The 11,040-nt window shown below is 29.9% G+C and carries 9 protein-coding genes; 5 read left to right on the top strand and 4 right to left on the bottom strand.

The genetic code is table 11. From position 1 onward, the window contains the following. Nucleotides 1-106 precede the first annotated feature (106 nt). Complete coding sequence (locus tag Q9969_RS04840) at nucleotides 107-421, bottom strand: TIGR04076 family protein (protein WP_305514099.1); 315 nt, start codon at nucleotides 419-421, stop codon at nucleotides 107-109. 529 nt (nucleotides 422-950) lie between these two features. Next, nucleotides 951-2,141 (bottom strand): redox-regulated ATPase YchF, encoded by a 1,191-nt coding sequence (locus Q9969_RS04835; protein ID WP_305554999.1) that lies wholly within the window; start codon nucleotides 2,139-2,141, stop codon nucleotides 951-953. Nucleotides 2,142-2,204: 63 nt separating this feature from the next. On the opposite strand from Q9969_RS04835, the gene Q9969_RS04830 reads away from it, so the two are divergent. Next, on the top strand, nucleotides 2,205-3,074 hold the full coding sequence (locus tag Q9969_RS04830; protein ID WP_305554996.1) for a metallophosphoesterase: 870 nt from the start codon (nucleotides 2,205-2,207) through the stop codon (nucleotides 3,072-3,074). Next, nucleotides 3,071-5,197 carry a phage holin family protein gene (locus tag Q9969_RS04825; RefSeq protein ID WP_305554993.1) on the top strand — a complete coding sequence of 709 codons (2,127 nt, stop codon included), beginning with the start codon at nucleotides 3,071-3,073 and terminating at the stop codon, nucleotides 5,195-5,197. Before Q9969_RS04830 ends, Q9969_RS04825 begins: the two co-directional genes overlap by 4 nt. Here the strand turns inward: Q9969_RS04825 and Q9969_RS04820 are convergent. Further along, the gene (locus Q9969_RS04820) at nucleotides 5,186-6,034 is read right to left on the bottom strand and encodes a hypothetical protein (protein WP_305514090.1); all 849 of its coding nucleotides are present in this window, start codon (nucleotides 6,032-6,034) and stop codon (nucleotides 5,186-5,188) included. The two genes, Q9969_RS04825 and Q9969_RS04820, sit on opposite strands and share 12 nt — an antisense overlap. Further along, nucleotides 6,027-6,830: a protein-ADP-ribose hydrolase gene (locus Q9969_RS04815; protein WP_305554990.1), complete on the bottom strand. Its 804-nt coding sequence runs from the start codon at nucleotides 6,828-6,830 to the stop codon at nucleotides 6,027-6,029. The genes Q9969_RS04820 and Q9969_RS04815 overlap by 8 nt, the downstream gene beginning before the upstream one ends. Before the next feature lie 127 nt (nucleotides 6,831-6,957). Between Q9969_RS04815 and Q9969_RS04810 the strand changes: the two genes are divergently transcribed. The 3 genes from Q9969_RS04810 (at nucleotide 6,958) to Q9969_RS04800 (ending at nucleotide 10,980) form a co-directional block, all read left to right on the top strand. After that, complete coding sequence (locus Q9969_RS04810) at nucleotides 6,958-7,335, top strand: helix-turn-helix domain-containing protein (RefSeq protein ID WP_305514086.1); 378 nt, start codon at nucleotides 6,958-6,960, stop codon at nucleotides 7,333-7,335. A 1-nt stretch (nucleotide 7,336) separates the two neighbouring features. After that, on the top strand, nucleotides 7,337-7,978 hold the full coding sequence (locus tag Q9969_RS04805) for a cobalt-precorrin-7 (C(5))-methyltransferase (protein ID WP_305514084.1): 642 nt from the start codon (nucleotides 7,337-7,339) through the stop codon (nucleotides 7,976-7,978). Nucleotides 7,979-8,103: 125 nt separating this feature from the next. Further along, nucleotides 8,104-10,980: a hypothetical protein gene (locus Q9969_RS04800; protein WP_305554987.1), complete on the top strand. Its 2,877-nt coding sequence runs from the start codon at nucleotides 8,104-8,106 to the stop codon at nucleotides 10,978-10,980. Nucleotides 10,981-11,040: the final 60 nt, after the last annotated feature.

Genomic DNA, 11,040 nt, shown 5'->3' with positions numbered 1-11,040 from the left:
AGTGTCAAAACAGATTATAATTTCCAAATTTGATTTATTTTCGAATATTCTTTGAAGTTAATATAGTAAACTACATGATCCGAATACTTTTATCCATATCACCAATTTAATCAGCATCTTCATCTAAAGTTTCTAAAAGAAAACTGACAGGACGAAATCCATCATTGCAAGATATCATTGCAGATTTTTTATTTTTCATCCAACCTTCATAAAAATCTTCAGCTCCATGAGATAACGCTAAAACAAATGGATATAAATTTTCCCATGCACTATCACAGAAATTATCAGGTTTAACCCAACTATTTGCAATGAATACCTCACCTACTTCCACATCACATTCATGTTCAAGTGGATTTTCGTATTTCTCGATTAAATCATCATGTCGGACTTTTTTCATAACTGTGATTTTTACTTTTTTCATATTATTCCTCTTTAAATCATGATCTTTTAAGAGATTTTTTATATTTCCAACATTTACATCATCTAGATTTATTCCTATTATTTTCAGAAGTCCCCATATTTATTGAAATTGTTTTCCAATTTCCTTTTTTCATTAGAATTTGAAATATCATAATATGCATCATAGCATCATCATATGCTTTATCCAGATTACTTTTAACCATTTTTGAAATTTTACTTTAAATTTAAATGTTTTTCATATTTCTTTTTCAATGAATTATTGTTTATTCAATACACTTAAAATTTCCGTCTGATTTAAAATTTGAATTAGTAACAGATAATGTTTCATTATCCTATTGTTTAATACTGGCTTCTTCTAACTTTTCACAAGTTAAATAATGAATAAATCAATTTTACTAACTGAGCCTCTTAAATTTCATTGATAAAAACTCTCTAATTCTTCTTTTAAGAAATAATATTCCTTTAATTCATCAGATGTTAAGTTAAAAGTTAATTTAGACCTGTATCTAAAAAATAAAAAAGTGGAGGAATTAGCCTCTAGTTACAATACTAATAATATCTCCATCTTTTAGCTCATAATCACTTGCCACACGCATGTTTTTTCTTGCATCAACAGCATGCATGAACTTATCTCCAATATCAGTATGGACAATATAAGCCAATTCACGAGGATTAGAACCTTTAGGAACTAAAAAACCATCAGGCAAAACATTGCCTTTTTGATCTGTGTATTTATGTTCATCCTGAACTGGATAAACAACAATATTCTTCAATAATTCAAAAATACCATAATTTAAAGCATCTTGAATGCCAGTGCTTCCATAAACATCTAAAATATTTGTCTGAATATATTCTAGAGCCTTAAGCTGATTTTCATTTAATTTATCTTTTTCAAGAATTTCAAAATGGTCATCTCCAGACAAATATGATATTAAACCTGCTTCAGATGCTCTTACAAGTGCTATTTCAGATTCTGCTGAAGCTGGAATTACATTTGGATATTTTTCCTTAATCTTCTTAATATTTTCAGCAGAAGTAGGTAAATCTGCTTTATTTGCAACAATCATCATTGGTTTAGCAATATGTAAGATATTTCTAGTTAATTCGATTAAATCTTCTTCATCCCACCTATTATAATCTGGCTCAATATTTCTTTTAGCTTCTATAATATCTTCTATAGCTATTCCAGTTCCAGATAATTGATCAAATAACACTTTTGAAATATCTAAGTGTTCAGCACCTACTTTTCTTATAAGTCTAACCCAATTACGTGATAATATTCCATACATCCACATTACTATTTCCTCTTCTAAAAACTCAATATCTTCAAGAGGATCATGAGTTCCAGGATCAACAGGATTTCCTTCAATATTTGTTGAACCTGAAGCATCTACAACATGAATAAACACTTTTGCTTGCATCAGATCATCTAAAAATTTATTACCTAATCCCTTTCCTTCATGTGCCCCAGGAACAAGCCCTGCAACGTCTATTAATTCAATTGGAAGTAACCTTTTTCCATCTTTACAAATTGAATTATGAGGATTACAAGTAACTTCTAATTCTTTACATGGACAATCCTTTATTACATGAGCAACCGCTTTGTTTGCATCAATGGTTGTAAATGGATAATTTGCCATTTCAACAGATGAAGCTGTTGCTGAATTGAAAAATGATGATTTGCCCACATTTGGTTTTCCAGTAACTGCAATTTGAAGCATAATAATCATTTTTATTATTTGTATTTAAAATTATAAATAGTTTCAGAAATCATATTATATTTAATGAAAGATGATGAAATTGAAAAACCTCAAGCAATGAAAATCAGGCAGGGAATTCAAGATGCAATGACCTTTTCACTTCCGGACAAAAAATTCAGTGAAGAAAATATTGAACTTGTTGAAATTGACATTGAATTAGATAATTTAGGAGAGAATTTTCAAAATTACAGAATTTTAAATCTGTGTGATATCCATTTAGGCCAATGGATTAATCCTGAATATTTAGATGATCTTGTAGACTATGTCAATACTTTAAACTTTGATTTGATTACACTAACAGGAGATTATGTCTCATATGTTATTGAGGATTACGATGTTTCACTAAAAGAATCTTTTAGTAAATTAAATAAAAAAGATGGAAAATTTGGTGTTTTAGGAAATCATGACCATTGGATGGGTTCAGATAAAATCAGAAAAATATTTAAAGAATCAGACATTGTTGATTTAAGTAATGATGTGGTTAAATTGGTAAAAGGCAATGATAAAGTTAATTTGGCAGGTGTCGATTCATGTACTGTTTGTGCTGATAGACTGGATGAAGTTTTAGCAAAATTAGATGACAATTATCCAACAATTTTACTTGTCCATGAACCTGATTTTGCAAAAGAATCGTCTCAAACTGGAAAAATCGATTTACAACTTTCAGGCCATTCACATGGAGGGCAATTTATCATTCCCAAGTTTGAAACAACACCATTTAGAGGCCCGAATTCAACTAAATATCCTGTTGGCCTTTATAAAGTAAGGAATATGATTCAATACACCAGTAAAGGATTAGGCACAAATTCATTTAGAATTAGGATTAATTGTAAACCGGAAATTACAATTATAACTCTTAAAAGAAAAAATAAAAAAAGAATTGATATAGGATGAGTTTTAAAAACCAGATAATCTCCTCGCTAAATACAATAATTACCACAATATTGATTATTATATCCAATATTGTAGCCGTATTTTTTGTCGAGTGCATTTGTACTGATTTTATAATTGGACCTAGTTATAATGCTTTAATTATTGTAATTGCCTTTTACATAGCCAATTCACTTTTATGGCCAGTTTTTAGACATTTTTTAATGAAATTTATTATTGTTACATTAGGTATTGGAGGATTATTAATAAATTCATTGATATTTTATATAACAACATACTTCATTCCAGGAGTTTCTGTTGGTTTTTATGGGTTTTTAGAAGCTCCCCTTGTTATTGCAATAGTTACAACATTTATCATGAATATAACAAACACAAATTATCATGACAGCTATATAAAAAATATCTTAAAAAATGCATTAAAACAAAAAACTCCTTATAAAAAACAATATCCTGGAGTTATAATGCTTGAAATTGATGGTTTATCAATTAATACTTTAAAAAAAGCAATTGATAAAGGAGTTATGCCGACCCTTAAAAGTTGGATAGACATCAACTCCCATGATTTAAAAGAATGGGAAACTGATTTATCCTCACAAACTGGAGCCAGCCAGGCAGGAATCCTTCACGGAAATAACAAAGACATTATTGCCTACAGATGGGTTGAAAAAGAAGACGATAATAGAATTGTCGTATCGGGAAAATTAAGTCACGCACCTGAAATTGAAAAAAGAATAAGCAATGGAGAAGGTTTGCTTGTAAATGGAATTAGTATCTCCAACATGTTTTCAGGAGACAGTAAACTTTTCACATTAACCTCTTCAAAATTAAAATCAATGAAAAGAATCTACAACAAAACACTACATACCATCTTTTTAGACCCTTATAATTTCCAAAGAATCTTTGTTTTATTCTTATGGGACATTTTGGTTGAATTAAAATCACAAATAACCCATAAAATAAAAAATATACAACCCCGACTTAGAAGAACTATTGTTTATGCCGCAGTTAGATCTGGAGCCAATGTTATTTTAAGAGAGGCTTCAACAGACGTGTTGTCAAGTGAAATATTAATTGGTGAGATTGACACAGCATACACTACATTTATGGGATATGATGAAGTAGCACATCACTCTGGAGTGGAAGATAATGATGTATGGGGTGTTTTAAAGCAAATAGATAACCAATTTCAAAGATTACTGACCACCATTGAAATGGCCGATAGAGATTATAAAATAGTTGTTCTATCAGACCATGGACAAAGCAAGGGAGCCACATTTAAACAAAGATATGGAATTACACTTGGAAATTACGTGAGAAGACTTCTGCCAGATGATCTAAAAATGTATAGGGCCGAATATGGCATTGACCACTTTAGAGATGCAATGATACCTGAAAATAAGAAATTAAAAAACATTAAAAAACATGTGGAAAGCATTCGTGACGATTTATTTGATGAAGAGGGATCACTTCAAAACATCCTTGAAGAAATTCAAAACAGAAAACCTGAAATTATTTTTGAAAATGAACAATACTTAAATCTGAGAAAAAAGTATTCCAACAGTCTGGAATATATTGCCGGATATGAAAGTGTAGAACACAGCACTAAAAAAGCTGAAAAGTCAGAATTGATAGTTTTAGGTTCCGGAAATATGGGTTTGATTTATCTAACCCAATGGAGACAGCGCCTTAATTATGAAGAAATCGTAATGTTATTCCCTGATTTAATTCCGGGACTTGTAAATCATCCAGGAATCGGATTTGTTCTTGTAGATTCAATAAGTAACGGCGGAATGGTTATTGGTCAAAATGGTATTTATTACTTAGAAAATGACAAAATAGTTGGGGAAAATCCACTTGAAAACTTTGGACCGAATGCCCCCCGTCACTTAAAAAGACAAAATTCTTTTAAAAACATGCCCGACATAATGGTTAATAGCTTCTACGATAGTGAAAATGATGAAGTTTGTGCATTTGAAGAGTTAATTGGAAGTCATGGAGGTCTTGGTGGAAATCAGACAAAACCATTTATTTTATATCCTTCCGATTGGAAAGATCCTGGAGACTTAATCGGTGCTGAATCAATTTATAAATTCTTAAAAAAAGAAATAGAAAATTTAAACTCTTGAAAGCCAATAATCTAAGATTTCTTCAATATTCTCATCAAAACTTATAGTTTTATCTTCATTTTCATGTGTAGCTTGAGGATAATCTAGATTTAATCTAATAAGTATTGCATTGGAGTTTGACAATGCCATTCTCTCAAATGGGAAGCGAATAATAGATGGAGTATTAAAACCAACACCGCATTCTAAAAATACTACTTTTTCATTGTCGATTTTTTCTAAAAATCCCGCATAGTTATTATACATCCCCCTCCATTTTTCATCTTCAACAAAGAAATTATCTTTTCTTAGATTAACATCCATTTCTTCTCCACAAACTGGACAATATGGAACCAAATCTGAAGGAACCCTGCAATCATCTGTTTTTTCTAAAAGTTCTGTTACTAATTTCTCATTAGGATATAATTTATCATGACATGCTTTACTACATTGTAATAAACCGTAATCTCCCTGTGTTGCAAATATCCTTTTATTTTCAAAGCCATTTATCCAAAATTGATGTTCAACATTGGTTGTTATTACAAAATACTCTTTATTTTCAACTAATTTTAACAACTTCTGATAAACATTGGTTTTGCCCATATCATAGCGATTTGCAAAAATATGTCTTGCCCAATAAGCCCAACGCTCTTCGGGAGTGTCGAAATTATAAAATGATGAAGAATACATGTCTTTAAACCCGTATTTATCTATGAAATCTTTAAAGTATCTTTCATGCCTTTTTCCACCATAATCAACTCCAGCAGCCGTTGAAAGGCCAGCACCAGCACCAATTAATATATAATCCGCTTCATCAATAACTTTACTAGCTTCATCTAGTCTTAAAATAAATTTATCCATTTAATAATTCCTTATAAATTAAATAATTCTTATCTGTAAAAACATTAAAAATAATATGTTTTAAAGTTGTTTCATTTGATTTTAAATAATCACTAACCGTTTCGATTGCAATTTTTGCTGCAAGATCTTGTGGAAAATTAAAAACCCCTGTTGAAACACAACAAAATGCAATGGATTCAAGTTGATTATACTTAGCAATATCTAAACAAGACACATAACAACTTTTTAAATCTTCATACTTGTCCATAGAAGGCTCTTGACCTTCTAGAATTTTAGGACCAACTGTGTGAATCACATATTTTGAAGGCAAGTTATAAGCACTTGTAATTTTTGCTTTACCCACTTCCTCATCATGATTTTGAATTTCCATAATTTTATTGCATTCCTCCCTTAGCTGAACTCCGGCAGCAGAATGGATTACATTATCAATGCAATTATGTTGAGGTATAAAACAACCAAGTAATTTAGAGTTAGCCGCATTGACAATTCCATCAACTTTTAGAGTTGTAATATCCCCCTGCCACAACATGAGCTTTCCTTTAACTTCTTTAATATCATCTGGAGAGATTAGAGTCTTATTTAATGTTTCAGCGCTTAAAAATTCATCTTGAACCTCTAAAAATTCCCCCGATATTTCTGAAGGTGGCCTTATATTCATTAGTAAGCGAAGCAATCTTCTCTTTAATTGATAATCTTTTGGAATAGGAATATATTCTCCTTTTTCATTAAGTAAATAATTAATTAAAAAATCTAATTGTTCTTCTGAGTTAATTTTAATCCTTCCATAAATGGTCAATTATAAATTTAATGAAAGTATTTAAATAATTTTTGTAACTTTTAAGAAACTGAGTTACGAAAAAGTAACTACAAATTAATAATAAAAAAAATAACCTTTTATATAATAATTTAATATATTTTTAAATATGCAAAAAACAATTTGCCCAGTTGATAGAACTTTAAGCTTAATTAGTAAAAAATGGAGCATACAAATTATTCGTGACATGTTTTTTGGTAAAAAACATTTTAAAGAATTTAAAGAGGACAAACCTAACTTAAGCAATAAAGTTTTATCAAATTGTCTAAAAGAGTTAGAAGAAAATGGATTAATTGAGAAAAAAGTATTGAACACAAGCCCTGTTACTACAGAGTATTATTTAACTGATTACGGTCAATCCATGAATAAAATTATCTATGAATTAGCCATGTTTACATTAAATAGTGAAAAAGATAAAAACTATTCAAATGAAACTCTTAACGGATTAAAAGAAACTTTTAGAGAAACTTTGAAAATTGATGATTAAAATGACTGGTAAAATTTATATTGTTGGCATTGGTCCTGGATCTAGCGAATATTTAACAAAAAAGGCCATAGATACTGTTAAAATGAGTGATTATACTGTTGGAAGCACACGTGCTATTGATTTATTTGATGATGCACCGGGAAAACTTGCATTTAATGTTAAAGAATTATTAGATACATTAGAAAAAGGTGTTGAACTTGCAGTTGAAGGAAATATCGTATCCATATTATCAACTGGAGATCCTGGTTTTTCAGGAGTTTTAAATACCGTTTTAAGAATTTCGGGTGAAAAAAATTTCCCAAAAAACAGTATTGAAGTAATTCCCGGAATTAGTTCTCTTCAGCTTGCAGCTGCAAAATGCCACATTCAATGGGACGACGCTAATGTAATGACTTTCCATGGCAGGGAAAATATAGAAGACATCTTGCCTGTGATTAATAATGGTAAAAAAACTATTGCACTGCCTTCCCGTAAAGTTAAAGACATGGCACAATTCTTACTTGACAATGGTGTTGAAAAAGACCGTGAAGTTGTAGTTTGTGAACGTTTAAGTTATCCTGATGAAAAAATTGTTTCAGCAACATTAGAAGATATTGCTCAAAGTGAATTTACCTATATGTGCATTATGCTAATTAATGAATAAAATTAACCTTAAAAATTCATTTTAAAAGTTCTTTCCTATTTGATTTTAAAATCAAAGCTTATATGTTCGATTATATCATACATTAATTGTCAGTCGGGTTAAAAAAAAGACAAAAGGTAGATATGATGAACATTAAACTAAACACCATATGTTTCATTTTATTACTGTTTTTACTAATCGGAGTTGCTTCGGCAGCAAATATTGATAATGAAACATTGCACAAAACAATTGAAGATGAAGAACTTAACCAAATTAGTTCTCAAGAAAAACAACTTGAACCAAGCAATAAGATGTTAACCTCAAAAAGTAAACAAAAAGTAAACATTAAAGCTCCTGATGTGAAAATGCATTACAAAGATGGGAGTGCATTTACTGTAACACTTAAAGATGCTAAAAAAAAGGTAATTAAAAAGGTCAAAGTAAAGATTACAATAGATGGTAAAACTTATACTAAAAAAACTAATTCAAAAGGCAAAGCATCTATAAATCTTAATTTGAAAAGTGGAAAATATAGCGCCATAACTAAATTTGACGAAACGCCATTATATAAAAAAGCAAACGCTAAAAGTACTATAACCATCAAAAGCACAGTAAAATGTAGTGATTTGTCAAAATACTATAAAAACAAGTCAAAATACTGCTCAAAGTTTTATGACAAAAAAGGAAAAGTTCTTAAACAGACATCTGTGAAATTCAAATTAAATAACAATGATTACACCGTTAAAACTGATAACAAAGGTGTTGGAAAACTAGATATTGATTTGAAACCTGGAAAATATAGCATTTCTGCCATTAATTCCAAAACATCAGAAACAATTAAAAAAGCCATCACGATTAAAACAATTCTAGAAACATCAGACTTGACAATGAATGAAAGTGATGGAAGCAAATTTTGTGTTAAAGTCTTAAATTCTAACGGGAAAGGCTCTCCAAATAAAAAAGTAACATTAAAAATAAATGGCAAAACTTACACTCCAAGAAGCAATTCCAAAGGCATTGCAACACAGATAATTGACTTGAAAGAAGGAAAATACTCAATAACTACAGAATATGAAGGATTGAAAAACACTAACCAAATTACTGTTAATAAAGGAATTAAACATGATTTATTTAGCCATATCACATCAATTCCAAATTATGTTAATGTTACCAATCCCTATGTCTTTCACAATTCTGTTTATGCAATAAAAACAGGCCTAGATGGAATTATAAGAATGCCTAAAAATGAACTTTTCACGATACGGGTTAATGAAACAAAGGAATATCTATTCTCAAAATCAGCAATTCCTGGTGTTGATTCTGTAGTGATAGGTTATAAAGCTCATTTAGTTCCTTTTGATGGAAGTGCCACTAAAAGCGATTTTAATAAAAATAATTTAAAGGGCAACGGCATTTTAATTTATTCAACAGCTAACCACACCAATATCGAATATAGGAACAATGCAGAAACCAATGATGATTTATTTGGAATTTATATTGATAAAGGACTGGGCTATAGTGAAACCATAACATATCTCCAGAATAACCATATAAAAGCCAAAGTTAACTTTTATACTGTTCAATATGATGAATTAGGTCTAAAATACAATTTAGCTAAATTTTATGGAAAAAGCATATATGACTTCAACTATAAAAGTTATGATGAAATAACCAACCACAATACTGATTTAATTAAATTTGCAAACACTAATGAAAATGCAACCTTCAGCTATTTTGGAAAGTCAATTGTTGGTTATCCTTCAAAAGAAGAGATCATAACCAAATTCATAATTAACGGCGAAGAAAATCTTGAAAAAATAGAAGCAATTAGTTATGGACTCAATCAAAAGTATAGACAAAGCTTAGGTTTTGAAGTACTTCAAAGTTATGCGATAATTAATGAAAAGATTACAAAAAATATTTTAAAAAAATGGACAGACAGAAATTCAGAATATTTATCAAAATTCGGAGCTATGAATATTTATGGAATGTTTTTAGCATCCCTTGAAACCGTGTGGCTTGCAGATGAAATAGCTGACAACTATGCAAAGGAATTTAATGTAAACTGGAAACGGGACAATGCAGTTACAATTCTTGGAGGCATTAACTTAGATAATACCTATTTACATATTTTGAATGCCAATATGGGCATGACTGTTAATGGAGATGGTCAAAATACAAAAATGTTTAGGTTAATGAATTCTGTTTACTTGCCAAATATTGAAAATTATGTTTTAGCACCAGTTGGTGAGAGATACATTGACAATATTACAAATTCAATAGACAACATTTTAGAATCCATTGAAGCTAATAATTTCAGCATTGTTCAAATGAGAGAGATCTTTCATATTATATGTGAAGATGGTAAAAATTCAACCATGATAATTAATTCAACAAGCGGAGTAGCTAATGTTATTTTAAGCGATGGCGATTTCGCATATAAAGGAGCGGCAGTTCCAACAACAAACGATTGTTGTAGTGTTGGAATAATACCTAAAGACATTGTTAAAGGAATTAGAAATACTATGGACAAAGTAAATAGTGGAGGCAATAATATTATTAAGAATATTTTAAATAAAATCCATCCCTTAATTGTTACCGCATCTATGATTGGTACTGTAACTGCAAGTATCGCTTCAACACTTGTAACTACTAGTGCCGTTTTAACTCTATCCACTACCGTTGGATTGATGATGGGAATACATAGTGCAGGAAATTATGTTAAAAATAATTTTGTTGATAAAAAAGATTGGCATTATGCATATGAGCATATTACATTCACCAGAGATGGATATATGCAAAATAAAAAGTTTTATAATATTCCAAAAAACGATGGTACTTATGAGTATGTAGAAGTTGGAATCAATTCTGACGGCAGCTTAAACAGAAATGATGCATTATATATAAGTAAAGGAAATGTTAAAAAATTAACCAAGGAAGAAACTTATCAATATTTTAGTGAAGAATATTGGACACCATTCAATGTTCCAACAAAATATTGGGATAAAAGTTGGAAACAATAATAATAAAGTTAATTGAAGCGTTTAAACCTGACACATTTATAATATTGGATGTTGCATAAG

This window comes from Methanobrevibacter sp. V74 (assembly GCF_963082495.1).
In the GTDB taxonomy this organism is placed as follows: domain Archaea; phylum Methanobacteriota; class Methanobacteria; order Methanobacteriales; family Methanobacteriaceae; genus Methanocatella.
This window is presented reverse-complemented; position numbering and strand designations above follow the sequence as displayed.

Excerpts from the sequence above, each read along its gene's own strand:
- Q9969_RS04840 (WP_305514099.1), bottom strand. The coding sequence starts at position 421 with ATGAAAAAAGTAAAAATCACAGTTATGAAAAAAGTCCGACATGATGAT.
- Q9969_RS04835 (WP_305554999.1), bottom strand. The coding sequence starts at position 2,141 with ATGCTTCAAATTGCAGTTACTGGAAAACCAAATGTGGGCAAATCATCA.
- Q9969_RS04830 (WP_305554996.1), top strand. The coding sequence starts at position 2,205 with ATGAAAGATGATGAAATTGAAAAACCTCAAGCAATGAAAATCAGGCAG.
- Q9969_RS04825 (WP_305554993.1), top strand. The coding sequence starts at position 3,071 with ATGAGTTTTAAAAACCAGATAATCTCCTCGCTAAATACAATAATTACC.
- Q9969_RS04820 (WP_305514090.1), bottom strand. The coding sequence starts at position 6,034 with ATGGATAAATTTATTTTAAGACTAGATGAAGCTAGTAAAGTTATTGAT.
- Q9969_RS04810 (WP_305514086.1), top strand. The coding sequence starts at position 6,958 with ATGCAAAAAACAATTTGCCCAGTTGATAGAACTTTAAGCTTAATTAGT.
- Q9969_RS04805 (WP_305514084.1), top strand. The coding sequence starts at position 7,337 with ATGACTGGTAAAATTTATATTGTTGGCATTGGTCCTGGATCTAGCGAA.
- Q9969_RS04800 (WP_305554987.1), top strand. The coding sequence starts at position 8,104 with ATGAACATTAAACTAAACACCATATGTTTCATTTTATTACTGTTTTTA.